The organism is Pseudomonas sp. MYb13 (genome assembly GCF_002980075.1).
GTDB classification, from domain to species: Bacteria; Pseudomonadota; Gammaproteobacteria; order Pseudomonadales; family Pseudomonadaceae; genus Aquipseudomonas; species Aquipseudomonas lurida.
The window spans coordinates 499,482-524,207 of record NZ_PCQI01000003.1 but is presented as its reverse complement, the minus strand read 5'-3'; the positions used below and the strand labels follow the sequence as shown (position 1 = coordinate 524,207).

The 24,726-nt window shown below is 62.8% G+C and carries 22 protein-coding genes; 8 read left to right on the top strand and 14 right to left on the bottom strand.

Annotated features, from left to right (window positions below; all coding sequences use genetic code 11):
• Positions 1-64 precede the first annotated feature (64 nt).
• The 4 genes from aldA to CQ002_RS09285 are packed head-to-tail and all read right to left on the bottom strand — an operon-like array spanning position 65 to position 4,817.
• The gene (gene aldA, locus CQ002_RS09300) at positions 65-1,498 is read right to left on the bottom strand and encodes an aldehyde dehydrogenase (RefSeq protein ID WP_105162112.1); all 1,434 of its coding nucleotides are present in this window, start codon (positions 1,496-1,498) and stop codon (positions 65-67) included.
• Between the two features lie 11 nt (positions 1,499-1,509).
• Positions 1,510-2,310 (bottom strand): aldolase/citrate lyase family protein, encoded by an 801-nt coding sequence (locus CQ002_RS09295; protein WP_098466430.1) that lies wholly within the window; start codon positions 2,308-2,310, stop codon positions 1,510-1,512.
• 10 nt (positions 2,311-2,320) lie between these two features.
• Positions 2,321-3,505: an L-rhamnonate dehydratase gene (gene rhmD / locus CQ002_RS09290; RefSeq protein ID WP_105162113.1), complete on the bottom strand. Its 1,185-nt coding sequence runs from the start codon at positions 3,503-3,505 to the stop codon at positions 2,321-2,323.
• 16 nt (positions 3,506-3,521) lie between these two features.
• Positions 3,522-4,817 (bottom strand): MFS transporter, encoded by a 1,296-nt coding sequence (locus CQ002_RS09285; protein ID WP_105162114.1) that lies wholly within the window; start codon positions 4,815-4,817, stop codon positions 3,522-3,524.
• A 116-nt stretch (positions 4,818-4,933) separates the two neighbouring features.
• On the opposite strand from CQ002_RS09285, the gene CQ002_RS09280 reads away from it, so the two are divergent.
• The 3 genes from CQ002_RS09280 (at position 4,934) to CQ002_RS09270 (ending at position 7,408) form a co-directional block, all read left to right on the top strand.
• A complete protein-coding gene (locus CQ002_RS09280) occupies positions 4,934-5,875 on the top strand; it encodes a LysR family transcriptional regulator (protein ID WP_098466432.1) in 942 nt (313 codons plus the stop codon).
• Between the two features lie 91 nt (positions 5,876-5,966).
• Complete coding sequence (locus CQ002_RS09275; protein ID WP_034108858.1) at positions 5,967-6,485, top strand: sigma-70 family RNA polymerase sigma factor; 519 nt, start codon at positions 5,967-5,969, stop codon at positions 6,483-6,485.
• The gene (locus CQ002_RS09270) at positions 6,482-7,408 is read left to right on the top strand and encodes a FecR domain-containing protein (RefSeq protein WP_105162115.1); all 927 of its coding nucleotides are present in this window, start codon (positions 6,482-6,484) and stop codon (positions 7,406-7,408) included. Before CQ002_RS09275 ends, CQ002_RS09270 begins: the two co-directional genes overlap by 4 nt.
• Before the next feature lie 33 nt (positions 7,409-7,441).
• Here the strand turns inward: CQ002_RS09270 and CQ002_RS09265 are convergent, their stop codons facing one another.
• From CQ002_RS09265 to CQ002_RS09255, 3 genes are read right to left on the bottom strand one after another with little or no spacing between them, the layout of a single operon-like run.
• The gene (locus tag CQ002_RS09265) at positions 7,442-8,158 is read right to left on the bottom strand and encodes an ABC transporter ATP-binding protein (protein ID WP_098466434.1); all 717 of its coding nucleotides are present in this window, start codon (positions 8,156-8,158) and stop codon (positions 7,442-7,444) included.
• Positions 8,155-8,976 (bottom strand): ABC transporter permease, encoded by an 822-nt coding sequence (locus tag CQ002_RS09260; protein WP_105162116.1) that lies wholly within the window; start codon positions 8,974-8,976, stop codon positions 8,155-8,157. Before CQ002_RS09260 ends, CQ002_RS09265 begins: the two co-directional genes overlap by 4 nt.
• A 10-nt stretch (positions 8,977-8,986) precedes the next feature.
• The gene (locus CQ002_RS09255) at positions 8,987-9,943 is read right to left on the bottom strand and encodes an aliphatic sulfonate ABC transporter substrate-binding protein (RefSeq protein ID WP_069023564.1); all 957 of its coding nucleotides are present in this window, start codon (positions 9,941-9,943) and stop codon (positions 8,987-8,989) included.
• 317 nt (positions 9,944-10,260) lie between these two features.
• Here CQ002_RS09255 and CQ002_RS09250 point away from each other — a divergent pair, with 317 nt between their 5' ends.
• The gene (locus CQ002_RS09250) at positions 10,261-10,476 is read left to right on the top strand and encodes a molybdopterin-binding protein (protein WP_003173733.1); all 216 of its coding nucleotides are present in this window, start codon (positions 10,261-10,263) and stop codon (positions 10,474-10,476) included.
• Positions 10,477-10,705: 229 nt separating this feature from the next.
• Here the strand turns inward: CQ002_RS09250 and CQ002_RS09245 are convergent, their stop codons facing one another.
• The 7 genes from CQ002_RS09245 to CQ002_RS09215 form a co-directional block, all read right to left on the bottom strand.
• A complete protein-coding gene (locus tag CQ002_RS09245) occupies positions 10,706-11,857 on the bottom strand; it encodes a MalY/PatB family protein (protein WP_105162117.1) in 1,152 nt (383 codons plus the stop codon).
• Between the two features lie 626 nt (positions 11,858-12,483).
• Positions 12,484-13,560 carry a nucleoside hydrolase gene (locus CQ002_RS09240; protein ID WP_105162118.1) on the bottom strand — a complete coding sequence of 359 codons (1,077 nt, stop codon included), beginning with the start codon at positions 13,558-13,560 and terminating at the stop codon, positions 12,484-12,486.
• Positions 13,561-13,588: 28 nt separating this feature from the next.
• Entirely contained in the window at positions 13,589-14,899 is a 1,311-nt protein-coding gene (locus CQ002_RS09235) for an MFS transporter (RefSeq protein WP_034108844.1), read from the bottom strand.
• Between the two features lie 322 nt (positions 14,900-15,221).
• Positions 15,222-15,854 (bottom strand): N-carbamoylsarcosine amidohydrolase, encoded by a 633-nt coding sequence (locus CQ002_RS09230; protein ID WP_034108842.1) that lies wholly within the window; start codon positions 15,852-15,854, stop codon positions 15,222-15,224.
• A 13-nt stretch (positions 15,855-15,867) separates the two neighbouring features.
• Positions 15,868-16,620 carry an Asp/Glu racemase gene (locus tag CQ002_RS09225; protein WP_105163123.1) on the bottom strand — a complete coding sequence of 251 codons (753 nt, stop codon included), beginning with the start codon at positions 16,618-16,620 and terminating at the stop codon, positions 15,868-15,870.
• A gap of 14 nt (positions 16,621-16,634) precedes the next feature.
• Positions 16,635-17,432, bottom strand: coding sequence for an alpha/beta fold hydrolase (locus tag CQ002_RS09220; RefSeq protein WP_105162119.1), 798 nt, complete (start codon positions 17,430-17,432; stop codon positions 16,635-16,637).
• Entirely contained in the window at positions 17,429-18,562 is a 1,134-nt protein-coding gene (locus CQ002_RS09215; RefSeq protein WP_034108836.1) for an FAD-dependent monooxygenase, read from the bottom strand. Before CQ002_RS09215 ends, CQ002_RS09220 begins: the two co-directional genes overlap by 4 nt.
• A gap of 307 nt (positions 18,563-18,869) precedes the next feature.
• Between CQ002_RS09215 and CQ002_RS09210 the strand changes: the two genes are divergently transcribed.
• The 4 genes from CQ002_RS09210 to CQ002_RS09195 all read left to right on the top strand — a co-directional run bounded on the left by CQ002_RS09210 (position 18,870) and on the right by CQ002_RS09195 (position 24,704).
• Complete coding sequence (locus tag CQ002_RS09210) at positions 18,870-19,922, top strand: 2,5-dihydroxypyridine 5,6-dioxygenase (protein ID WP_034108834.1); 1,053 nt, start codon at positions 18,870-18,872, stop codon at positions 19,920-19,922.
• 189 nt (positions 19,923-20,111) lie between these two features.
• On the top strand, positions 20,112-20,546 hold the full coding sequence (locus tag CQ002_RS09205; RefSeq protein ID WP_034108832.1) for a MarR family winged helix-turn-helix transcriptional regulator: 435 nt from the start codon (positions 20,112-20,114) through the stop codon (positions 20,544-20,546).
• A gap of 142 nt (positions 20,547-20,688) precedes the next feature.
• Positions 20,689-21,171: a (2Fe-2S)-binding protein gene (locus tag CQ002_RS09200; protein ID WP_105162120.1), complete on the top strand. Its 483-nt coding sequence runs from the start codon at positions 20,689-20,691 to the stop codon at positions 21,169-21,171.
• 5 nt (positions 21,172-21,176) lie between these two features.
• The gene (locus CQ002_RS09195; RefSeq protein WP_105163124.1) at positions 21,177-24,704 is read left to right on the top strand and encodes a molybdopterin cofactor-binding domain-containing protein; all 3,528 of its coding nucleotides are present in this window, start codon (positions 21,177-21,179) and stop codon (positions 24,702-24,704) included.
• Positions 24,705-24,726 lie beyond the last annotated feature (22 nt).

Here is a 24,726-nt window from a genome sequence, read left to right as displayed (position 1 = left end):
GTCCTTATCAAAAGCACATTCGGAAGGGCCGGCACGCTAGCGTGCCCAACCCCGTTTAACCCGCTCAGCTTTGCATGTACACCACATGTGTGTGGGTGTACTCGTACAGGCCGTGCTTGCCGTCGGCGCCGCCGATGCCGGATTTGCGCACACCCGCATGGAAGCCTTGCATGGCCTCGAAGTTTTCGCGGTTCACGTAGGTTTCGCCGAAGTCGATCTCGCGCACCGCGTGCATGGCCTTGCCCAGGTCACGGGTGTAGATCGACGATGTCAGGCCGTATTCGCAGTCATTGGCCAGGGCGATGGCTTCGTCGAGGTCGTCGACAATCTGGATCGGCAGCACCGGGCCGAAGATCTCTTCGCGCATGATCTCCATGTCGGCGCGGCAGCCGGCCAATACCGTCGGCTGGAAGTGGAAGCCGGCGCCCAGGTCGGCAATTTGCCCGCCGCTGATCAGACTCGCGCCCTGGCTCAGGGCTGTGCGGACCTTGCGGTTGACGCTGTCCAGGCCCTGGCGATTGATCAGCGGGCCCATTTCCACGTCGGCCTGGGCGATGGGGTCGCCGTAGCGGGTGGCGGACATGGCTGCGCTGATGCGCTCAATGAATGAGTCGGCGACCTTGCGCTCCACGTACACCCTCTCGGCGCAGTTGCACACCTGGCCGGTGTTGATGATGCGCGAGTCGCGGATGGCTTTGACCGCCAGCTCCAGGTCGGCATCCGCCAGCACGATGGCCGGCGCCTTGCCGCCCAATTCGAGGTTGAGCTTGGCGATGTTCGGTGCGGCGGCCGCCATGATCCGCGAACCGGTGGCGACGCTGCCGGTGAAGCTGATCATGTCTACGCCCTTGTGCGCCGTGAGCGCGCCGCCGACCTGGCCGTCACCGCACACAACGTTGAACACGCCGGCCGGCAGGTCGGTCTCGGCGACGAGCTTGGCAAACTCAAAACAGTTGTTCGGGGTTTCTTCGCTGGGCTTGATCACGATGGTGTTGCCGGTGAGCAACGCCGGGGCCATCTTGCGCGCGATCAGGAAGAACGGGAAATTCCACGGCAGGATGCCCGCCACCACGCCCAAGGGCTTGCGGAACAGGAAGATATTTTCGTTGGCGCGGTCGCTGGTGATGATCTCGCCTTCGATGCGCCGGGCCCACTCGGCCATGTAGTCGAGGTAGTCGGCGGTGAAGTTCACTTCCACCTCCGCCAAGCCGCTGACTTTGCCTTGTTCGAGGGTAATGGTACGCGCCAGGTGCGCGACGTTCTCGCGCAGCTTGGCGGCGATGCGGCGCAGGTGCCCGGCACGCTCGATGGCGGGTTTGCGCGCCCAGGCCTTGTGCGCCTGGCGCGCGGCGGCAAGGGCCTGGTCGACCTCGGCGGCGCTGGACGCCGGCACCTTGGACAGCAGCGCGCCAGTCGCCGGGTTGAGGACGTCGATGTGCGCTTCGCTTGGGGTGAAGCGGCCATTGATGAAATTTTGGTAAACGGGAACGGATGACATGGGCAGGTTCCTCAGTAAGTGCGCGAAGGCGCTTGGGTGTCGGCAGCCGGTCGATAGCGGGCGAGGGTGGCCAGGGCGCTCTGGCGCAGCAGGCTGATGTCGATGGCCACCGCGATGAAGCGGCACCCCCAGGCCTGGTAGCGGCGTGCGTCGTCTTCGTTGGGCGCCAGGATGCCGCTGACCTTGCCGGCGGCCAGTGTGGCGTCGACCGCGTGCTTGATGCGTTCCTGCACGTCGGGATGGCCGGGATTGCCAGCATGCCCGAGGCCGATGGAGAGGTCGGCGGGGCCGATGAACACGGCGTCGACACCTTCCACGGCGGCAATCGCAGCGACGTTTTCGACGCCAAGGCGCGATTCCACCTGCACGATCAGGCACAGCTGCTCATGGGCAGTGTTCAGGTAGTCGTGCACACCGTCCCAGCGTGTGGCGCGGGTCAAACCGCCGCCGACCCCTCGGATGCCATGGGGCGGATAACGCATGGCGCGCACCAGGGCCTGGGCTTGCTCGGCGGTTTCCACCATGGGGATCATCAAGGTCTGGGCACCGACATCGAGCAGCTGCTTGATCAGGCTGGCGTCACCGTTGACCGCGCGCACCACCGGCGCGGTGGTGTAGGGCGCTACCGCCTGCAATTGGTTGAGCACGCTGGGCACGGTATTGGGCGCGTGTTCGCCGTCTATCAGCATCCAGTCATAGCCGAAGCTGGCAACGATCTCGGCGGCGTAGCCGGTGGCGAAACCGGCCCAGATACCATAGTGGGTGGCGTCCTTGGCGAGGGCCGCCTTGAAGCCATTGCGGGGCATGTTCATGGCGGTTTCCTCAGCGGTTGTACGGGCGGTGCAGCTGGCAGTCGGGGTTCAGGTCTACGCCGAAGCCGGGTTTATCCAACGCCGACAAACGCATGCGGCCATTGACTGGCACCGGCTCGCCCAGCAGCTGCGGGTGGAACATTGGCACCACTTCATCCGCCTTGGGCGCCATCATCAGGAACTCGGCGAACGGGCTGTTGTGGCGGGTGGCGACAAAATGGTAGCTGTACACCGACGAACCGTGGGGGACCACCAGCGCGTTATGGGCGTCGGCCAGTGCCGAGATTTTCACCAGTTCGGTAAGGCCGCCGCACCAGCCGACATCGGGCTGGATGATGTCGCAGCAGCCCATTTCCAGCAGCATGCGAAAGCCCCAGCGGGTGGCTTCGTGTTCGCCGGTGGTGACCAGCATGCCCTTGGGCACGTTTTCGCGCAGTGCGGCATAGCCCCAGTAGTCGTCCGGTGACAGCGCTTCCTCGATCCACTTCAACCCGTGCTCATGGGCGCCGATCGCCAGTTTGGTGGCGTAGTTCAGGTCCAGGCTCATCCAGCAATCGAGCATCAGCCAGAAGTCCGGCCCGACGCGTTCGCGCATGGTTGCCAACTGTTCGAGGTTCTTGCGCAGGCCTTCCTCACCCTCGCTGGGACCGTGATGCAGGGGCATTTTGCCGCCGATGAAACCCATTTTCTGCGCGAGGTCCGGACGGGCGCCGGTGGCATAGAACTGCAACTCGTCACGCACCGCGCCGCCCAGCAGTTGGTGCACAGGCTCCTGGCGGACTTTGCCGAGCAGGTCCCACAGCGCCAGGTCGACACCGGAAATCGTGTTGATCACCAGGCCCTTGCGCCCGTAATAGAGGGTGGACTGGTACATCTGGTCCCAGATTTTTTCGAGGTCGGTGACGCGGGCACCTTCGATAAAACGTGCCAGGTGCTTCTCGACGATGTAGGCGGCCGGTTCGCCGCCGGTGGTCACGGCGAAACCAACGGTGCCGTCGCTGGCCTCGATCTCCACCACCAGGGTGCCAAGCACGTTGATACCGAAGCTACGACGGCTCTGACGGTACTCGGGGTACTTGCTCATGGGCGTGGCGATATGGTCGTCGATCCAATGGCCATCGGCCTGGTCGTGGTAATCGGCGCCGCCGCCTCGCAGTACAAAGGCGCGGACATGTTTGATGGTGAGATGACCCATGGTATGACTCCTGGCGTTAAACAGCGGCCGGCGTTTTTGACACGCTGCGACCGGGTGAATGGATGCCCAGCACCAGCAACGCAGCCAGTACCGTGGTGGCGGACAGCAGGTACAGGCCGGCTGCCGGGGAATCGAAGGCGCCTTCGGCCCAGTGCTTGATGACCGGGGCGATAAAGCCACCGAGTGCACCGAAGGAGTTGATCAGCGCAATACCCGCTGCGGCGGCGCTGCCCGCCAGGTAGCTGGACGGGAAGGTCCAGAACACCGGTTGCACGGCGATAAAGCCTGAGGCGGCGAAACACAGGGCGAGCATGCCCAGCAGCGGGTTGGCGAAGGTCACCGAGCAGGCAATGCCGGCGGCGGCCATCAACAGGGTCAGGCAGGCGGTCTGGCGACGCAGGCCGGTGCGGTCGGAATAGGCGGGGATCCACCAAGCGGCGAACAACGCGCAGAGCCAGGGAATGGCCGAGACCAGCCCGACCAGCAACCCGACCTTGGTGCCGAGCAGATCACCCACCTGGGTCGGCAGGTAAAACACCACACCGTATACGCTGGCCTGGATCAGCAGGTACACCAGGCACAGGTACAACACCGAGGGTTGGCACAGCACAGTGAGCAGGCTGCGGCCGTGGGAGGTTTTGTGCTGGTCTTCTTGATCCAGCAGGCGCTGCACCTGCTCGCGCTCTGCCGTGGTCAGCCACTTGGCGTCGGCGGGGCGGTTGTCCAGGTACCAATAGGCCCAGATGCCCACCGCCGTTGCCATCAGGCCTTCCACCGCGAACAGCCATTGCCAGCCGTGTATGCCGCCGAAGCCATCCAGCTCCAGCAGCAACCCGGACAACGGGCTGCCGAAGATGAACGCCAGGGGCGCGCCAAAGTAGAAGAAGCCCATGGCCTTGCCGCGTACGGCCTGGGGGAACCAATAGGTGAGGTAGAGGATGACGCCGGGGAAGAACCCGGCTTCGGCAACGCCGAGTAAAAAGCGCAGGACATAGAAGCTGGTTTCGTTATGGGCAAATACCATGGCGGCAGAAATCAGGCCCCAACTGACCATGATGCGACACATCCACAGGCGGGCACCGACGCGGTGCAGGATCAGGTTGCTGGGCACTTCCAGCAGCGCGTAACCCACAAAGAACACGCCTGCGCCGAACGCGAAGGCGGCGTCGCTCAAGCCGGTATCGGCCTGGAAGGCTTGCTTGGCGAACCCGACGTTGGCGCGGTCGAGAAAGGCCATGATGTACATCAACAGCAGGAAGGGCAGGAGCCGCCAGGAAATCTTGGCGAGCAGGGGCGCGGGCAGGGTGTTCATAGTGGCGTCCGTTGTTTTGTTCTTATGGGACGGACTGTACGGCGGCCGAGCAATGCGCTACAAATCGAATCTCGCTTACAAGTGATAACCTCAGGGTATCGTTTTCGAGGAAAAAAATGCGTAGTCCCGCGATCTCTCCCAGCCTGTTCAACCGCCTGCGCTACAAGCATCTGCACATGCTCGTAGCGCTGAGTTCCAGCCAGAACCTGCACCGCGCGTCCCAGGCGCTGAACATGTCGCAACCAGCGGCTACGCGCATGCTGCGCGAGATCGAGGACATGTTCGCCTGCGACCTCTTCGAACGTTTGCCGAGGGGCATGCGCCCTACGGCCCTTGGCCAGGAATTGATCCGCTTCGCCGAATCGGCCTTGAGTGGCCTGGACCGTTGCGCCGAAGACTTGGTGGCGCGCCAGCAGGGCGGTTACGGCTACCTGTCGATCGGCACCATCATGGGCGCCGCGCCGGACTTGGTGATGGACTGCATCGCGCAGATCAAGTCGCTGAACCCGCAATTGCGTATCCGCATCATGGGCGATACCAGCGACCAGGTGATTCAGTTGCTTGAGCAGGGACGCATCGACCTGGCGATCTCGCGGCGCAACGCGGCCACCGATAGCGAGCACTACAGCTTCGAACCCCTGGGCAACGAACGCTTGCTGGTGGTCGTGCATGCAGGCCATCCGCTGGCCCAGCGTGAGCACTTGCCGCTGGATGAACTGGTGCGTGACTGGCCGTGGATCCTGCAACCGCAAACCAGCCCGGCACGCATCGGTTTCGACCAGGCCCTGCAGGATCTCGCGCTGCCGAGCCCGGCCGACATCATCGAATGCAGCTCGGTGTATTCCATGCAGCAGTTGATCCAGCTCACCGATGCCGTGATGGTGCTGTCGGAAAGTGCCCTGCGCGACTACCTGAAAATGGGTCTGGTGGTGGCGCTGCCGGTGGCCCTGGAGGTGCGGCTGGCACCGTTTGGCATCTTGTTGCGCAAAGGCGAAGGGGTCAGCCGCGAGTTGGGGTTGTTTATCGACTTGCTGCGACAGAAGGCGGCGATGCTGTGAACGAGATGTGTAAAGGGCATGGTGTGTCGACGCGATATTAAATAGAATGAATCTCATTTGAGACTCACTCGCGCCGCGCAGGTCGCTAGCCATGAATGATGCTGTTGTTCCGACCCACGCCCCCGAACTGACCTTGTCGAACCTGTACCGCGACCACCGCAGTTGGCTGGAAAGCTGGCTGCGTCGGCGCCTGGGCAATGCCTGGGATGCGGCGGACCTGAGCCAGGATACGTTCTTGCGCGTACTCGCCAGCGCTCAGCCGATCGCGCAGATGCAGGAGCCTCGGGCCTATCTGGTGACGGTCGGCAAGCGGCTACTGGTGAATTTCCATCAGCGTCGCAGTCTTGAACAGGCTTATCTGAATGCCTTGGCCAGTCTGCCGGAAGCCTGCGTGCCGTCGCCCGAACAACGCTGGCTGGTGCTGGAAACCCTGCAAGCCCTGGATGAGTTGCTCGATGGCTTGCCGGTGCTGGTGCGTCGCGCGTTTCTGTGGAGCCAGTTGGAGGGCCTGGGTTATCGGGAAATCGCCGAGCGCCTCGACGTCTGCGAGCGCACCGTCAAACGATACATGGCCCAGGCCTACGAACACTGCTTGCTGGTGGACCTGTGAGTCGCGACGTTGCCCGTGCGGCCGCGCAGTGGCTGGCGCTGCTGGAGTCCGGCGCGGCCACCGAGCGTGATCACGCCGCGTTGCAGCACTGGCGTGACAGCCATCCCCAGCATGAACAGACCTGGCAAAAGGCCGAGGCCCTGCGCCAGCGTTTCAGCGACTTGCCCCACGCCCTGGCAATGGCCAGCCTCGACCGCCCGCAACCTGGGCGCCGCGCCGTGCTCAAGCGCGCCCTTGGAATTGCAGCATTGGTACCGACCGCCTGGCTGGTCAGCCGACAACTGCCCATCGAGGCTTGGCGTGCCGACCTGCACACCGCCACCGGCGAGCGCAAGCGCATGCCGTTGGCCGACGGCGGCAGCTTGCAGCTCAATACCGCGACGGCGGTCGACGTGGACCTGGCGCAGCGACGCATCACGTTGGTGGACGGCGAGTTGGCGTTGAATGTACCCGGCGCAGCGGCGATGACCGTCCGTACGCGTTACGGCGAGTTGAGCGTCAGCCAGGCCGACGTGTGCGTACGGCAGCAGGCCAGCGGTTGTCTGGTGTCGGTGCTCAAGGGCTCAGTCCCGGTGCGGGACCTGAGCGGCCAAATGACGACCCTGCAGGGGGGGCAGCAAGCGTCGCTCAAAGCCAGCGGGCTGGGGGCCTGGGTCCCGTTCGATGTATTGCAGCTGGGCTGGCGCGACGGTGTGCTGACGGCGCAGAACCAGGCGCTGGGCGACTTCCTGCGGGACCTCGAGCGTTATCGGCCAGGCGTGTTGCGTTGGGAGCCGAGCCTGGAAACGTTGCGGGTTACCGGCAGTTTTCGCCTGGACGACACCGACCGCATCCTCAACCTGCTGGCCTCGACGTTGGGGCTGGAACTGCACGCACGCACGCGGTATTGGGTCACCCTCACACCGCGCAAATCCCTGACCTGACACCTCCCTTCAAGGGGGGCAAAAAAGGCGATATCAGATAACGTGGGCGCGTTGCAGTTCGGTCAAGGACAGTGCCTTGAGTTGCGCCAGTACCGGATCACGCCGGTCCCTGGGGTGCGGCAAGTCCACGGCGAGTTCCTGGCGAATGCTGCTCGGACGATTGTCCATCACCAGCACACGGTCACTCAGGTACAGCGCCTCGTCCACATCATGGGTCACCAGCAGCAAGGCGATTTCGTGGTGTTTGGCCAGTTGCAACAGCAGGTCCTGCAGCTTCATGCGGGTGAATGCATCCACCGCACTGAAGGGTTCGTCCAGCAGCAACACCTGCGGGCGTGAGTACAGGCCTCGTGCAATCGCCACCCGTTGCGCCATGCCACCGGACAATGCCTTGGGCAACGCCTGGGCAAATCCCTTGAGGCCGACTTCTTCGATCAGTTGCGTGACCCAGGCCTTGTCGTAGTGCTTGTCATCACTGAAACCGATGTTCTGTTCCACCGTGAGCCAGGGCATCAGCCGGGGTTCCTGGAACACAAAGGCGACTTCGCCATCGGGGCTGCGCAGTTCGCCCTGGAAGTTCTTTTCCAGGCCGGCAACGATTCGCAGCAGGGTGCTTTTGCCACAACCGCTGGGGCCCAGCAGGCTCACGGCCTCCCGAGGTTGCAGGGCCAGGCGCACGTCTTTGAGCACGGTGGTGCTGGCGAAGCTTTTACGCGCTACGTGAATGTCCAACAGTGGCTGCACGCTCATTGTCCTGCTCCCTGGAACGTATCGCGCCAGGCCAGGCAGCGCTTTTCCAGCGCGGCGAGCAGGCCATCGCTGACCTTGCCCAGCAACGCCAACACGATGATTGCCGCCAACACGATATCCGGCCGCGAGGTCTCGCGCCCGTCGCTGAGCAAGTAACCCAGGCCCTTGGTGGCCGCGATCAGTTCGGCCGCCACCAGAAACATCCATGCCAGGCTCAAACCACTGCGCAACCCGGTGAACAGGCCGGGCAGGGCGGCCGGCAACAGGATGCGACGCACCAGGCGCCACCGACCGAAGCCGTACATTTGCCCGACTTCCACCAGCTTGCGATCGATGTCGCGGATGGCGGCGACACCATTGAGGTACACCGGGAAGAACGCGCCGATGGCGATCAGCACGATCTTCGAGGTCTCGTCGATGCCCAGCCAAAGCAGCAACAGCGGCACCCAGGCCAGGCTCGGGATCGAGCGCAGCCCGGCGAACGTCGGTTCCAGGTAGGCTTCGGCCTCACGGCTCAAGCCCACCCAGGCAGCAAACACCAGTGCCAGGCTGGCGCCGATGGCAAAGCCCAGCAGCACCCGGCCGAGGCTGGCACTGATGTGTTTCCACAGTGAGCCTTCGGCGAGGTCCGTGAGGGTCACGGCGATCTCGCTGGGTGCCGGCATCTGGTAGGACGGCAACCAGCCCACTCGAACCACCACCTCCAGCACCAGCAGGATCAGCACCGGCAACACCAGGCCCTTGAGCCGCCTGGGCCAGGCACTGCGATTGATCGCCACCGGCTCGACCAGGGGCAATGCTTGGGTTTTGCTGGTCATCACGCGCTCCTTAGTGGCCGAACGAGGTGTCGATCAACTGGTCGATCACCTGGTCCACGTTCACGCCTTTGCGCACCAACTCTTCAGACACCAGGATCGGTGCCGCCGCCTTTGACGACACCACGTCCTTGCTGCTCAGGAACGGTGTGCTCAGGTCGGTACGCGACAGTTGCAGCTTGGCCACTTCCAACGGCAGGCCGGACTCGTCGGCGAGCAGCTTGGCGAATTCATCCGGGTGCTTGACCGCCCAATCGCGGGCCTTTTCATACGCGCCGAGTACTTTGGTGATGGTCTGCGGATGCGCCTTGGCGAACTGCTCGGTGACGCTGACCACGCCATAGCTGTTGAAGTCCTTGTTGCGGTACAGCAGGCGCGAACCGGCCTGGATTTCACTGGCGGCCATGTGCGGGTCGAGGCCGGCCCAGGCGTCCACGTCACCTTTTTCCAGGGCGGTACGACCGTCCGGGTGTTGCAGGTGCACCAGTTCCACATCGTCCTTTTTCAGCCCGGCCTTTTGCAGGCTGCGCAGGGTGAACAGGTACGGGTCGGTGCCCTTGGTGGCGGCGATTTTCTTGCCTTTCAGGTCGGTGACGCTCTTGAACGGCGAATCCTTGCGGACCACCAGGGCGGTCCATTCGGCGCGGCTATAGACGTACACCGACTTGATCGGGCTGCCATTGGCGCGACTGAGCACGGCAGACAGGCTGGCGGAGGAGGCGAAATCCACGCCGCCACTGTTGAGGTATTCCAGCGAGCGGTTGCTGCCCTGGCTCAATACCCAGCCCACCTTGGCGTGCGGCAAGGCCTGTTCCAGCCAACCGAAATGCTTGAGCACCAGGCTGACGGGCGAGTAATAGGCGTAGTCGAGATTGACTTCGGCGGGGTCGGTTTCAGCGGCATGGGCCAGTGGTTGCAGGCACAGGGCGAGGGCGCATGCGCCGAGTAAGCGTTGGGTGAAGGGTTTCATGGAACAGCTCCGGCAAGGCATTGAGAGAAGGCTTTTCTTATATTCAGAAAATTAAATGGCATGTTCCATCATGCTTTTCAGGAATATGCAGTCTCTGTGCCACCTGGCTCGGGCGTGTGTTTTCGGGGGTTTAGGCAAATAAAGCTGTAGCGGGAGAGGGCAAACTGTTGATCAGCTGTCGGTGGTGCAACAGCTTGCATATATCTATAAAGAATAAATAAAGAGTTATATATTCCTTTTAATGTCTTTGTGGATGGCGCATTTTGGGGGCCTGCGCATTCGTGCGGATTGACCCAACAGCCAAAAGGAAAGCCGACATGACCATTAAAGCGATCAACGTGCGCAACCAGTTCAAAGGCGTGATCAAGGAGATTCTGCTAGGGGAAGTGGTGTCGGAAATCGATGTGCAGACCGCGTCTGGCATCGTCACTTCGGTGATCACCACCCGTTCGGTGCGCGATCTGGAATTGAAAGTGGGCAGTGAAGTGATTGCCTTCGTGAAATCGACGGAAGTGTCCATCGCCAAGTTGTGAGCACACCTTGATAGGCGCAAGCCTTGGACTTTTTCCGACCTGAGCCCCCGGGTGGGTGAAGGCTCGGGTGTGTCCTGCAGCCAGGCCGCCGCCGGCCAGGTGTCGGATTTCTGTACGGCCTTGCTCGGCGCCCCCGGGTCGCACATTGGCGCGCCTGCTGTTGCTGGTTATGGCGATCAGCAAGAACAGTAACAGCAGGGTTTCGGCACTCGTTGCGAGACGTAGTGAGTCAGGCCTGGCGGTTGCGCAGGGCGCGTTCCATGCGTTGCAGGCCTTCTTCCAGCATCGACCGTGGGCAGCCGAAGTTCAGGCGCACGAACTGCTGGCTGTCATCACCGAACTCGATACCGGCGCTCAACCCGACCTTGGCCTGTTCCAGGAAAAACTGCTGCGGATCGTCCAGGCCCAGGGCGCTGCAATCCAGCCAGGCCAGGTAAGTGCCTTGTGGCGCATGCATGACGACACCGGGCAGGCGTGCCTGCACGGCATCGAGCAGGTAGTCACGGTTGTCTTGCAGGTACTGCACCAGCGCATCGAGCCATTCGCCGCACTGGCTGTAGGCGGCGCGGGTGGCTTCCAGGCCCAGGGGGCTGACGCTGTCGACCATGCCGCAACGCGCATGGTTGAAGCGTTCGCGGATCTCGGCGTTCTGTACCACGGCGAAGCAGGTCTTCAGGCCAGCCACGTTATAGGCCTTGCTCGCTGACATCAGGGTGATGGTGCGTTGGGCGATCTCGGGGCTGAGGCTGGCGGTGGGGATATGGCGGCGGCCGTCGAAGCACAGTTCGGCGTGGATTTCGTCGGAGATGATCAGCGTGCCGTTTTCCAGGCAGGCGTTGGCCACGGCCAGCAGTTCTTCCCGGGGGAAGACTTTGCCCACGGGGTTGTGCGGGTTGCTCAGCAGCAGCGCGCCGGCGCCGCTGAGTGCCTGGCGCATGGCCGGCATGGGCGTGAGGTATTCACCGTCGACCCGCTCGAAGGGGACCTCGATGCGCGGCAGGTTCCAGTGCCCGGGCGCCAGGCGAATCGGCCGGTAGTTGGGGGTTTGCAGCACCACCGCCTGACCCGGCTGCACAAACGCATGCAGCGCCATGTTGAAACCCGGCTCGACGCCAGGCAGGAACAGCAATTCATCCGGCTGCACGCGCCAGGCGTACTTGTTCCACAGATCGGCAATGATCGCCTCGCGTACATCCGGGCCGGCGACGCTGTAGCCCAGCACCTGCTGGTCCAGGCGTGCATGCAAGGCCTGCAGCACGGCGGGTGGGGCGGCGATGTCCATGTCGGCGATCCACATCGGCAACACGTCGTGCGGGTAACGGTTCCACTTGGTGCTGCCGGTGCCGAGGCGTGGGTGGATCGTGTCGAAATCAAAACTCATGGGGGGCTCGTATCAGGGTGTCAGGCGCAGGAATGGCGCTGATTCTAGCGCTATTATTTTTATAGGCCAGAGCTGATTGAGGCCGACAGTTGCCGAGGCGCCTGAGATCAACAGCAAAAGCGGATCAAAAGCAGCTTCGTCTGATGGATAGAGAACCCACTGTGGGAGATTGACAGTAAGAAACCGGTCAGCTCCAAGGCCACCGTGCTTGGTGGAGAGATCAATCACCTGCCTGCTTTTCTGTGGGAGCTGGCTTGCCTGCGATGCAGGCGACTCGGTCCATCAGGTACACCGGGTTGATGCTATCGCAGGCAAGCCAGCTCCCACCTTTGAACCGAGATCGATGCTAAGAAATCGGTCGGCACTGAGGCCGCCGTGCTTTTGATTTTGATCTCAGCCGCCGTGCGCCATGGATAGCGGGCGGCGGCGGCTCCACAAATCACTGTCGGATTATGGGCACACCGAGCCTGAAGCGAGGTGCCGAGTGTTGTGGCAAGAGCGTGTTGGTTACTTTTGCGCTGTTCAAAAGTGACCCGTCGTAAGGGCGGAACCAACCCCATTCTCCACACTCATCCAACCCCACAAGCAATAGGCCATCTATTCAGGCGCTGGTAGCGCTCCGCCGGTCAGCGCTTGACCGGCGTCGGCAGGGTCACGAGGTTGACGTAGCCATCCCAGAATTTCTTCTGGTCCACGCCGAACACCACCGTGGCCTTCTGCGTGCCTACCGGCGCGCCTTTCTGGTAGCCCAGTGCGCGGCCGTAGTCGGCGCCAAACGTGGCGTCTACATCCACCCACAAATCGCGGGATTGCGTGACGATCTGCGGGTCGACCAGGTACAGCGCCGGCAAGCTGTCCCAGGTGAAGCTGTGGTAGCTCGGGTCCTTGTCGAACAAGGGCCCGAATTCATGCGTGTACAGGTCGGCAATCGCGCCTTTCTGGGCGATCACGCGCTGGTACACCGACTTGTCGAAGGTGACTTTCTCGCACACATCATTGGGGAAGATCACGTGTTCGATAGGCGAGCGCAACACGATCTTCGCCGCCTCCGGGTCGAACCACCAGTTGAACTCCGCCGCCGGGGTGGTGTTGCCCGGAATCTCCAAGGCGCCCCCCATGTACACGATGCGCTTGATCAACGGCACGATGTCCGGCGCCGAGCGTATCGCCAGGGCGACGTTGGTCAGCGGGCCGACGGCGAGGATCGTCACCTGGTGCGGGTTGGCGCGCACGCTGTCGACAATGAACTGCGCGGCGGTCTCCTTGCGCAGTTTCGTGTGCGTGGCCAGGCCGTCCGGTGGCGCGACCAACTGTGAGGGTGAAGTGGGGCGCGGGTTTTTGAACGCCCCCGGCCAGCCGGAGCCGAACAGGGCTTTTTCTGCCTCGTAGGTGGCGTAGTCATGCAGCAGTGGGTAGGCGGCGCCGGAGTAGACGCCCACCTCTTTCTCCACGCCCATGCGTTCCACGGCCTTGAGGGCGTCGACCTGTTCCTGGTCGACCCAGGCGTTGCCGCTGACCAGGGTCATGCCCAGCAGTTCGATGCGTTTTTGCGCATGCAACTGGGCGAGCATGATGAAGGCCTGGCCGTCATCGTTGAGCACATTGAAGTCGGTATCGAAGATGACCTTTTCCGCCGCCTGCGCGGTGCCGGCACACAGGCCGACCGCGACAAGCAACGCACAGCGTTTCAAGAAGCCTTGCATGGTGATTCATCCGAATAAATTGTTGTTATCAACGGTTCACCAGTTTCGCCGGCAAGGCGATCACCAGGAAGCTGCTGAGAATCAGGCAGCCAGCAAAAAACCACAAGGCGCCAGCGCTGCTACCTGTGACGTCGATCGCAACGCCCATCAACGAGTTACTCACCAGCCCGGCGATATTCGCCAGCGAGCAGGCCAGGGCAAAGCCGGTGGCCGCCGCGGTGCCTTTGAGGAAGGTCGCCGGCAGGCTGAAGAACACGGGCACCGCGCCGATGATTGCCGCCGAGGCAATCGCGAACAGCGCCACGGTGGCCGCCACGTTGTGGGTAAAGAAAGTGCTGGTGGCCATGGCTGCCGCGCCGATGAAGAACGGCACGATGATGTGCCAGCGGCGCTCGCGGTGTTTGTCGGAGCTGGCGCCGATCAGCAGCATGCCAAGCAGTGCGGCGACACTTGGCAGCGCGGTGAGCACGCCGATGTGGAAGGTGTCGGTCACTCCGGCATTGCGGATGAAGGTCGGCATCCAGAAGCCCATGGCGTAGGCGCTGAGCAGGATCGAAAAGTCGATACCGCCGAGCATCCAGACCTTGAGGTTAAAGAAACCGTCGCGAAAGCTGTGCTTGCTGCCGGTGCCGTCGGCGTCATCCTTGCGCAATTCGTTTTCCAGCAGGGCCTTTTCCTCGTCCGAGAGCCACTTGGCTTGCTGGTAGGTGTTGGGCAGTGCCCAGAAGGTCAGCACGCCCAGTAACACGCTGGGCACCGCTTCGATCAGGAACAGCCATTGCCAGCCGCGCAGCCCGCCCATGTGGTCGAAGTGCCCCATGATCCAGCCGGACAGCGGGCCACCGATCACACTGGACAGTGGCAGGCCGATCATGAACAGCGCGATGATGCGCCCGCGTCGGTGAGTGGGGAACCAGGTGGTCAGGTAATACAGGACACCCGGCAGAAAGCCTGCCTCAGCCGCGCCGAGCAGAAAACGCAGGATGTAGAACTGGGTGGTGGAGGTGACCAGCATGGTGCAGGCCGAAAGCAGGCCCCAGGTGATCATGATGCGCGCGATCCAGATCTTTGCGCCGACCCGTTCCAACACCAGGTTGCTGGGGACTTCGAAGAGGATGTAGCCGACAAAGAACAGGCCGGCACCGAGGCCGAACGCGGTTTCGCTGAACTGCAATTGGTCGAGCATCTGCAGTTTGGCGAAGCCGATGTTGATGCGGTCGAGGTAGGCGGCCAGGTAGCAGAAGCACAGGAACGGAATCAGCTTCCAGGTGATCTTGTGGTAGAGCGTATTGACCGGGTCGGCGACGGTGGTCGCGGGCGCTGCATTCGCAATGGGCATTGGGTGTCTCCTGGCGGTGACTTATGGTTTTTATACAGCCGCTGTGTTCCAGCACTTCGGAGTGCTGTAGAAGCGACTTCCAAAGGCAGTGTCAGAAGACTGAGGCGGGGCTGCTGGAGGCAATCCATAGGGAAAACCGCGCTTCTATGGGGGCTGGCGTGCCTGCGATGGCATCGACGCGGTGTATCGGTTACACCGCAGCGTCTGCATCGCGGGCAAGCCCGGCTCCCATGGGGGGCGGTTACCAGCTTTGAATGCGTTCCAAGGCCGCGCCTCAGTTTTGTACAAGCCCGCGCTCTATGGCGCGGTTCTCAGTCGCGTCTTATTGCTCCCTGAATTTGCGCATCGCCTCCTGCTTGCTCACCACGTCGCCATACTTGCTGTCGATATCGAACAAGTTGGCTTCATGGGGGGCCGGGTGCCGGTCGCCGACGCATTCGCGCACGACGATGGTGCGAAACCCGTGTTGCACCGCATCCACCGCCGTGGCGCGGATGCAGCCGCTGGTGGAACAACCGGCCAGTACCACGGTATCGATGCCCTGTGCATGCAGCATCGGCGCCAGGCTGCTACCAAAGAATGCGCTGGCGTATTGTTTGGTGATCACCACTTCATCGACCTGGGGCAACACTTCGGCACAGAACGCGGCCAGTGGATTGCCTTCGACCATGTCTTTCATCACCGGGGCCTTTTTCACCCAGATCCCACCATCCGCGAAGTGGCCGGGATGGTAGCGGATATTGGTGTGGACGACCGCAATCCCGTGCTTGCGGGCAGTGGCCAGCAGCTCCACGCTTTCAGCCACGGCCGTGACCACGCCCGGCGCGAACAGCGGCGCGCCTTTGGTGGTGTAGCCCTGCATGAAGTCGATCATCAGCAGCGCGGCCTTCTTGCCAAAGCCGATGCGGTTGCCCCATACGCCCTGGTAGTTGGCGTCGGCGGATTGTTCGCTCATCGTTTCACTCCCCTCAGTAGGCGCCGGAAAGCAGGGCGCCAGCGCCCGGAACGATGGGTTCCAGGTCCAGGGCCTTGAGCATGGCGTAGGTGGTGGCGATGGCGGCGGTGAGCACCGGTTTGCCGGTTTGCGCCTCGACCTTGGCTACCACGGGCAGCGACTGCATCTGCACGCAGGCGGACAGCACGATCACATCGACGCCCTCCAGGTTCATCCCGGCGATGATGGCCGGCAGGTTGGCCGGGTCGTGACGGGCCACCTCGAGGTTGTCGGGGATCTCGAGGGCGCGCCAGTCCACCACCTCGAAGCCCTCTTCGCGAATGTAGTTCACCACCAGTTCGGTCAGCGGTTTCATGTACGGCGCGACAATCGCGATGCGCTTGGCGCCCATGACCTTCAGGCCTTCGATCAAGGCGCCCGCACTGGTGATCACCGGGGCGTTGGCATCGTTGTCGGCGGTGGCTTTGCGCAAGCGTTGTTCGGAGTTGCGGTGATAACCCAGCCCCATGGCCATGATCGCCACCAGGCACGCATAGCCCAGCACATCGACCTTGGCGTCGGACAGTTCGACGGCGCAACGGTCGGACTCGCCGTCCATGGCCGCCAGTTCTTCCTTGCGCACCTGCTTCATGCGCATGCGGCTGGAGTGAAAGGTAAAGCGCTCGGGGCGGATCGCCTGGCGTGCGGTGAGCATCGCCGGGATCTCGGTTTCCATGGTGGTGTTGGAACTCGGCACGATCTGGCCGATACGGTAGGGCTTCTGCATGGTGGTCTCCATGATTATTGTTCGAGGAAGTCGCCGAGGGCGTGGAAGAAACCGTCGAGGTCATCCCACGGAATCATGTGCCCGGCATTCGGCACGCGCGCGACCTGGATGCCCGGTTGCAGGTCCTGGATCTCGGCAATGTCTTCATCGAGGATCACGCCGCCGCGCCCGGCCACCATCAACAGGGCAGGGGCCTTGAGGTGGGGCAGGTCCTGGTGGAAGTCCACCGTGTGGAAGTCATTGAAGGCGCGCACGATGGCGGGCTCATAGCAGGTGTGCAGCCATTCGGCGCGCAGTTGCAGTTGCTCTGTGGTCCAGGTTGCGCAGAAGGCGCGCATCGCCTCGGCGTCCATGCCGACCTGGGATTGACGGATCGAGTCGACGTACCAGGGCAGTTTGCTCGGGTATTCGCGGCGGCCCGGGCCGGACACCGGCGGGTCGATCAGCACTACGCGGTTGACGCCCTGGGGATGCAGCACGGCGCTGCGCACGGCAAAGCGTGCGCCCATGGAGTGGCCGACCAGGTGGTAGCGTTGCAAATTCAGCGCATCGGCAAACGCGCCAATGTCTTCGGCGCAGGTGTCCGCACTGTAATCGAGGTCGGGGCCGGTCGATGACAGGCCGCGACCGCGCACATCCAGCACATAGGTATCGAACTGCGCGCCAAGGCGCTCGGCCACGAAGCCCCAGGTGATCGCCGGGCTGGTGATGCCGGGGATCAGGATCAGTGCGGGGCCCTTGCCGCCGTAACGCAGGTAATGTTGGCGAATGCCATTGGCCTGCACGTTGCCGCCGTAGAGGAAGGTGCTCACGCGGCCACCCCCGATTTCAGTTCCTGGGCATACAGGTCATAACCGTAGACCCAGGCCGGGTCTTCCTGGGTGCGCAACCAGGTGTTGGCGTTGGACACTGCCTGTACGCGGGACGCACGTTCCTTGCGGTTGGCCTCATACAACTGGAATGCGGTGCGATAGTCGCTGATGCCGGTTTCCTGCAGGCAGCGGGTGAGCATTGCCGCGTCTTCGATGGCCATGCCGGCGCCCTGGGCCATGTGGGGTTTCATTGGGTGGCAGGCGTCACCGAGCAACACCAGGCGGCCTCGGCTCCACAGCGGCAACGGGTTGCGGTTGCGCAGCGGCCATTTGGTCACGCTTTCGGTGGACTCGATCAGGGCCTGGACGGTGGGGTGGTAGCCCTTGAAGGCGTCGAACATCTCTTCGCGGCTGCTGTCGACGAACGCGCCCTGGAAGTCCCATTCGGCATGGGGCACGCCGGTGACGTAGTAGTACTCGTCGCGCTTGCCGGTGGTGTAGTAGACCATCATGTGGCGGTCTTCGGTCCACCACTTGATGCAGTCCTCGAACTTCAGGTCGTACTTGGCCAACTGGTCGCCGCGGATCAGTGCGCGGTGCGCGACCCAGCCGCTGTACAGCGGTTTTTCCACGCCCAGCAGTTCTTCGCGGATCTTGGAGTTGATGCCGTCGGCGCCGATCACGATGTCGGCATAGGTGACCATGCCGTCTGCGAAGGTCAGGCGCACCTGGGTGTCGGTTTCTTCGAGGGTTTCCAGGCGCTTGTTGAAGTGCAGGGTGCCCGGCTTGAGGGTCGACATCTGCAGCGCGTGCAGGTCGCCACGGTGCACGGTGATATAGGACGCGCCGTAGCCAGTAAGCGGGATACGCGAGAGGTAGTCGCCGGTTTCACCGCACCGGCTGAACCAGTGCTCGGGGTGCGAGCCCATCAGGTCAAGCTGCTTTTCGATGCCCATGCGGCGGAAGATTTTCATGATGTTGGGGCCCATGTGGATCCCCGCACCCAGCCGGGAGAACGCCGGCGCCTGCTCATAGACATCCACGTCGAAACCAGCTTGTTGCAACAGCGTGGCAGCGGCGGCGCCGCCGAGGCCGGCACCGACGATGGCGATTTTCTGAGTGCTTCCCATGGGGCGTGTTCCTCTCTCTTTTTGATTTTTGGCGGCGTCTGTCCGCAAGGTTTTTAAAGTGTATACGCTCATTTTTTCAAATGGGAAGCCCGTGAGCACAAATTTATTTTTTGGCCATATTTATCCCGTGTAACGTGATGTAGCCAATAAATACGAGGCTTGTTTCGATAGGTAACGTTTTGGCGCGCCGCTTGCAGTCTGCCTGCAATTCGGGTCTTATCATTATTAAATGGCGTATACGCTATAAAAATGCACTAGAGTGAAGCGCAGTGCTTGAACTTGGTGCAGGCCCACAGGAGACAGGAAAATGCCGGTAAGCGATTGCGAACTGACCCAGATGTTTGAACACGTGTTGACGCTGTCCAAGGTCGACCCGACCCAGAGCGTTGCCGTGCTCAAGAGCCATTACTCCGACCCACGCACCGTGCGGGCCGCGATGGATGCCGCACAGCGCCTGGGGGCCAAGGTGTATGCGGTGGAGTTGCCGTCGTTTAACCATCCGCGGGCGATGGGCAATGACATGACCGCCTACTGCGGCGACACTGCGCTGACCGGCAACATCGCGGCCCAGCGCGCCCTGGAGGCCGCCGACCTGATCGTCGACACCATGATGCTGCTGCACTCCCCGGAGCAGGAGCAGATCCTCAAGACCGGCACGCGCATCCTGCTGGCCGTCGAGCCACCGGAAGTGCTGGCGCGCATGCTGCCCACCGAAGAAGACAAGGTGCGCGTGCTGGCGGCAGAACAGTTATTGAAAAAGGCGCGCTCGATCCATGTGAAGTCCCGTGCCGGCAGCGACTTCCGTGCCGCGCTGGGGCAATACCCGTCGGTGACCGAGTACGGGTTTGCCGATGAACCGGGGCGCTGGGACCATTGGCCGAGTGGTTTCCTGTTCTCCTGGCCTAACGAAGAAACCGCCGAAGGCGTGCTGGTGTTGGACATCGGCGACATCCTGCTGCCGTTCAAGACCTACACCCGGGAGAAGATCACCCTGGAGATCGAGAAGGGCTTTATCACCAGCATCCATGGCGGTTTCGAGGCCGAGTACCTGCGTGACTACATGAAGTACTTCAACGACCCCGAGGTGTACGGCATCTCTCATATCGGCTGGGGCCTGCAGCCACGGGCGCAATGGACCGCCATGGGCCTGCACGACAAGAACGATGGCATGTGCATGGACGCGCGGGCGTTCTATGGCAACTTCCTGTTCTCCACCGGGCCGAATACCGAAGTGGGCGGGACGCGCAAGACGCCGTGCCACATGGACATTCCGCTGCGTAATTGCGATGTATACCTGGATGATGAAGCGGTGGTCATTGCTGGCGATGTGGTCGCCCCAGCGGCGTCCCGGGCACGCTGAATAAACCCGGTGGGCGCTGGCTTGCCTGCGATGAGGGCGTATCAGCCAGAGCAGTGGTTGCTGATGTACCGCTATCGCAGGCAAACCAGCACCCACCGATTGACCGTGCTTTTTCAGTGAGAAACTTGAGTCCGTTCCGTAAGCCCGCCATCATGCTTCCCCATCGCTAGCCACCCACCGAGCTTCGCCGTGCCTGATTCCTACGTCTTTTCTGAACAAGTTGGCCACCTGCTGCGCAAGGCGTACCAGCGCCACCTGGCGATCTTTCAGCAGAATGTCGGCGACTCCCAGCTCACCGCCGTGCAGTTCGTGACCCTGTGTGCGCTGCGCGATCACGGTGCAAGTTCGCTGACTGAACTGGTCAAGGCGACGGCGGTGGACCAGGCGACCATTCGCGGGATTGTCGAGCGGCTCAAGGCCAAGGAGCTGATCAGCCTCGAACCGGACCCGCAGGACAAGCGCAAAGTGGTGGTGGACCTGTCCCCCGAAGGTGCCGAGCTGGTTGCCCAGACCGCGCCGCGCGCCGCGCAGATCAGCGAATTGACCATGAGCAACCTCAACCCCGCCGAACGGGTCGCGGTGCTGTTCCTGTTGCGCAAGATGATCGACGACCCGCAGGAATAAGCGCGACTGGCACCGATTTTGCTCTGATTTGATGTAGTAGGCACTTCACTCGTCAAGTGTGTCGTGAGACCCCAGGTCCGCGACGCTTTTTTTTGACTGTTTCATGTAGTGTCCACTTCACCAACTGTTACGGGCGAAGCGAATGATCAGCCAGCACATCACGGTAGCGCTTCAAGTCAACGGGCATGTCAGCGACGTCAGCGCCATGGCGGACACGCCGCTGCTGCTGGTGCTGCGCAATGACCTGCAACTCAATGGCCCCAAGTACGGCTGCGGCCTGGGGGAGTGCGGTGCGTGCACCGTGATCATCGATGGGGTGGCTGCACGCTCCTGTGTCTTTCCACTGTCGGGTGCGGTGGGACGCGAAATCGTCACGCTCGAAGGCCTGGGTACGCGACAAGCGCCGCATCCCGTGCAACAAGCCTTTATCGATGAGCAGGCTGCGCAATGCGGCTATTGCCTCAACGGCATGATCATGACCACCAAGGCCTTGCTCGACCGTAACCCCAACCCCAGCGAAGCCGAGGTGCGCAACGAGCTGTCGGGCAACCTCTGCCGTTGCGGCACCCATATCGAAATCCTGCGCGCCGTGCTGCGTGCCGCCCGCCTGATGACCGTGGATTGATGACCATGACAGACACACCGCTTTCCCGTGACCAGTGGCTGGCCAAGGCCGGCGTCCTGTTGATCGTCGATGACGTGCTGCCGCCTTCGGGGCCGGTGGCCAAGGGCGGTACGCCCACTGTGAAACCCAAGGAACTGGGGCTGTTCATTGCGGTGAATGATGACGGGCTGGTGTATGCGTTCAACGGCCATGTGGACCTGGGCACCGGCATTCGTACCGCGTTGGCGCAGATCGTGGCCGAAGAGCTGGACCTGGCGATGGATCAGGTGAAGATGGTGCTCGGCGACACCGAGCGCGTGCCGAACCAGGGCGCGACTATCGCCAGCGCCACGTTGCAGATTTCCGCGGTGCCCCTGCGCAATGCGGCAGCCGAGGCGCGGCGGTTTCTACTGGCGCGGGCAGCGGGGCGCTGGGGTGTGAGCACCGCCAGTCTGACGGTGGATGCCGGTGTGATTCAGGCGGCGGACGGGCGCACCACCACCTACTGTGAGCTGGTCAGCGGCCAGCACGACCAATTGCGCATCAGCGGTGACGCGCCGTTGAAGGCCGTCGAGGACTATCGCCTGGTGGGCAAGGGCGCAGCACGGGTGGACATCCCCGGCAAAGCCACCGGTGAGCTGACCTATGTGCATGACATGCGCGTGCCGGGCATGCTCCATGGTCGGGTGATTCGCCCACCCTATGCCGGGCTCGATTGCGGGGATTTTGTCGGTAATAGCCTGCTGAGCGTGGACGAATCCTCTATCGCGCACATCCCCGGCGTGGTCGCGGTGGTGGTGATCCGTGACTTCGTGGGCGTGGTGGCGTTGCGTGAGGAGCAGGCAATCAAGGCCGCACAAGCCTTGCGGGTGCACTGGAAGCCCTGGAATAACGCCTTGCCGGACATGAGCGATGTCGAGCAAGCCATCCGGGACAACCCCCGTGTGCGCCGCACCGTTCTCGATCAGGGCACTGTCGATGAGGCCCTGGCCAATGCCAGCCAGCGCATGCCACGCAGTTACCTGTGGCCGTACCAGATGCATGGCTCGATCGGCCCTTCCTGTGGCGTGGCGGAGTACTCGCCGGCCGGCAGCCGGGTGTGGTCGGGCAGCCAGAACCCGCACCTGCTGCGCGCCGACCTGGCGTGGCTGCTGGAGTGCGAAGAAGGCCTGATCGATGTGATCCGCATGGAGGCTGCTGGCTGTTACGGGCGCAATTGCGCCGACGATGTGTGCGCCGATGCCTTGCTGTTGTCCCGTGCGGTCGGCAAGCCAGTGCGCGTGCAACTGACCCGCGAGCAGGAACACCTGTGGGAACCCAAGGGCACCGCGCAATTGATGGAGGTGGACGGCGGCCTCAACGCCGATGGCAGCATTGCCGCCTACGACTTTGAAACCAGCTACCCCTCCAACGGCGCGCCGACCCTGGCGCTGTTGCTCACCGGGCGCGTCGAGCCGGTGGCGGCGATGTTCGAGATGGGCGACCGCACCTCGATCCCGCCCTACGACATCGACAATGTGCGCGTGACCATCAACGACATGGCGCCCATTGTGCGCGCCTCGTGGATGCGCGGCGTATCGGCCTTGCCCAACACCTTTGCCCACGAGTCCTATATCGACGAACTGGCCTTCGCTGCCGGCGTCGACCCGGTGGAATACCGCCTGCGCTACCTCAAGGACCCGCGGGCCATCGACCTGGTGAAGTCCACCGCCGAACGCGCCAACTGGGCACCGCGCACCGCGCCGATGCAAACCGCCAACGAAGGCCCGCTGCTGCGTGGCCGCGGCTTTGCCTACGCGCGTTATATCCACAGCAAGTTCCCCGGTTTCGGCGCGGCTTGGGCGGCCTGGGTGGCGGACGTGGCCATCGACAGGCAGACCGGCGATGTGTCGGTAACGCGCGTGGTGATCGGCCATGATTCGGGAATGATGATCAACCCGGCCGGGGTGCAGCACCAGATCCACGGCAATGTGATCCAGTCCACCAGCCGTGTGCTGAAGGAGCGGGTAACGTTTGAAGAGTCGACGGTGGCGAGCAAGGAGTGGGGCGGCTATCCGATCCTGACCTTCCCCGAAGTACCTAAGATCGACGTGATGATGATGCCGCGCCAGGACCAACCGCCCATGGGCGCCGGCGAGTCGGCCTCAGTACCCAGCGCGGCGGCGATCGCCAATGCGATCTATGACGCCACCGGCATTCGTTTTCGCGAGTTGCCGATTACCCCGGAGCGGGTGCTGGCGGCGCTGAATGCCGCGACGCTGGGTGAGCCTGCCAAGTCGCCGCAAAAGCGCCGCAAGTGGTGGTTCGGCGCGCTGTTCGCCACCTTGGGCGCGGTGCTGGCGACGGCCTGGCCGTTTCACAATGAGATCGCACCCATTGCACCGCCCAGCGCCGGCACCTGGTCCAAGGCCACCCTGGAACGCGGGCGTTTGCTCGCAGCGGTGGGGGATTGCGCGGTATGCCACACCGCGCCCGGTGGCGCGACCAATGCCGGTGGGTTGGCCATGGAAACGCCGTTCGGCACGCTGTACAGCAGCAATATTACCCCGGACGTGAAGACCGGGATCGGCGCCTGGTCGTACCCGGCCTTCGAGCGGGCGATGCGCGACGGTATTGGCCGTGACGGGCGCAACCTGTACCCGGCGTTTCCCTACACGGCGTTTCGCAATATCAATGAGGCGGATATGCAGGCGCTGTATGCCTACCTGATGTCCCAGGCGCCAGTGAGCCAAGCGCCGACGCCGAATGCCATGCGTTTTCCGTTCTCTATCCGGCCGTTGATGGCGGGGTGGAATGCGCTGAATTTGCGCCGCGGTGAAATTACGCTGCAGCCTGAGCGCGGCGAGCAGTGGAACCGTGGCAATTATCTGGTCAACGGCCTGGGCCACTGCGCTGCGTGCCATTCACCGCGCAACTTGATGGGGGCGGAGAAGGGTGGAACGTCTTTCCTGGCGGGCGGGACAGTCGATGGCTGGGAGGCGCCGGCGCTGACAGGATTGTCCAAGGCGCCGACGCCGTGGACCGAAGACCAGTTGTTCACCTACCTAAGCACCGGCTATTCCGACGCCCACGGCGTGGCCGCAGGTCCGATGGGGCCGGTGGTCAGCGAGTTGTCGAAGCTGCCCAAGGCAGACATCCGCGCCATGGCGGTGTACCTGGCCTCGTTGAAGGGCGATGCGGCGGCCGAGGCCCAGGTGGCCGCCGCCGTTAGCGTGCCGAACCCCAATGGCCGGCGGGTGTTCGAAGGGGCGTGCAAGGCCTGCCATGCCGACGGCCTGGGGCCGAAGTTGTTGGGTGTGAGCCCGTCGTTGGCGACCAATACCAACGTGCACAGCGATCAGCCGGATAATTTGATCAAGGTGATTCTGCAGGGCATCAGTACGCCGGCGACCAAGGATCTTGGGTATATGCCAGGGTTCAGGGACAGTTTGTCGAATAGCCAGGTGGCGGATCTGGTGGCGTATCTACGCGGGCAATTTGCGCCGAATGCGCCGCAGTGGAACGGCTTGGAACAGAAGGTCGCCCACCTGCGCGCCAACCCCGGCACGCACTGATCGTTCAAGGCCTATGAGGACC

What these genes read in the sequence shown, in the direction of transcription:
- aldA (WP_105162112.1), bottom strand. Translation starts at nt 1,498, where the DNA reads ATGTCATCCGTTCCCGTTTACCAAAATTTCATCAATGGCCGCTTCACC.
- CQ002_RS09295 (WP_098466430.1), bottom strand. Translation starts at nt 2,310, where the DNA reads ATGAACATGCCCCGCAATGGCTTCAAGGCGGCCCTCGCCAAGGACGCC.
- rhmD (WP_105162113.1), bottom strand. Translation starts at nt 3,505, where the DNA reads ATGGGTCATCTCACCATCAAACATGTCCGCGCCTTTGTACTGCGAGGC.
- CQ002_RS09285 (WP_105162114.1), bottom strand. Translation starts at nt 4,817, where the DNA reads ATGAACACCCTGCCCGCGCCCCTGCTCGCCAAGATTTCCTGGCGGCTC.
- CQ002_RS09280 (WP_098466432.1), top strand. Translation starts at nt 4,934, where the DNA reads ATGCGTAGTCCCGCGATCTCTCCCAGCCTGTTCAACCGCCTGCGCTAC.
- CQ002_RS09275 (WP_034108858.1), top strand. Translation starts at nt 5,967, where the DNA reads ATGAATGATGCTGTTGTTCCGACCCACGCCCCCGAACTGACCTTGTCG.
- CQ002_RS09265 (WP_098466434.1), bottom strand. Translation starts at nt 8,158, where the DNA reads ATGAGCGTGCAGCCACTGTTGGACATTCACGTAGCGCGTAAAAGCTTC.
- CQ002_RS09260 (WP_105162116.1), bottom strand. Translation starts at nt 8,976, where the DNA reads ATGACCAGCAAAACCCAAGCATTGCCCCTGGTCGAGCCGGTGGCGATC.
- CQ002_RS09255 (WP_069023564.1), bottom strand. Translation starts at nt 9,943, where the DNA reads ATGAAACCCTTCACCCAACGCTTACTCGGCGCATGCGCCCTCGCCCTG.
- CQ002_RS09250 (WP_003173733.1), top strand. Translation starts at nt 10,261, where the DNA reads ATGACCATTAAAGCGATCAACGTGCGCAACCAGTTCAAAGGCGTGATC.
- CQ002_RS09245 (WP_105162117.1), bottom strand. Translation starts at nt 11,857, where the DNA reads ATGAGTTTTGATTTCGACACGATCCACCCACGCCTCGGCACCGGCAGC.
- CQ002_RS09240 (WP_105162118.1), bottom strand. Translation starts at nt 13,560, where the DNA reads ATGCAAGGCTTCTTGAAACGCTGTGCGTTGCTTGTCGCGGTCGGCCTG.
- CQ002_RS09235 (WP_034108844.1), bottom strand. Translation starts at nt 14,899, where the DNA reads ATGCCCATTGCGAATGCAGCGCCCGCGACCACCGTCGCCGACCCGGTC.
- CQ002_RS09230 (WP_034108842.1), bottom strand. Translation starts at nt 15,854, where the DNA reads ATGAGCGAACAATCCGCCGACGCCAACTACCAGGGCGTATGGGGCAAC.
- CQ002_RS09225 (WP_105163123.1), bottom strand. Translation starts at nt 16,620, where the DNA reads ATGCAGAAGCCCTACCGTATCGGCCAGATCGTGCCGAGTTCCAACACC.
- CQ002_RS09215 (WP_034108836.1), bottom strand. Translation starts at nt 18,562, where the DNA reads ATGGGAAGCACTCAGAAAATCGCCATCGTCGGTGCCGGCCTCGGCGGC.
- CQ002_RS09210 (WP_034108834.1), top strand. Translation starts at nt 18,870, where the DNA reads ATGCCGGTAAGCGATTGCGAACTGACCCAGATGTTTGAACACGTGTTG.
- CQ002_RS09200 (WP_105162120.1), top strand. Translation starts at nt 20,689, where the DNA reads ATGATCAGCCAGCACATCACGGTAGCGCTTCAAGTCAACGGGCATGTC.
- CQ002_RS09195 (WP_105163124.1), top strand. Translation starts at nt 21,177, where the DNA reads ATGACAGACACACCGCTTTCCCGTGACCAGTGGCTGGCCAAGGCCGGC.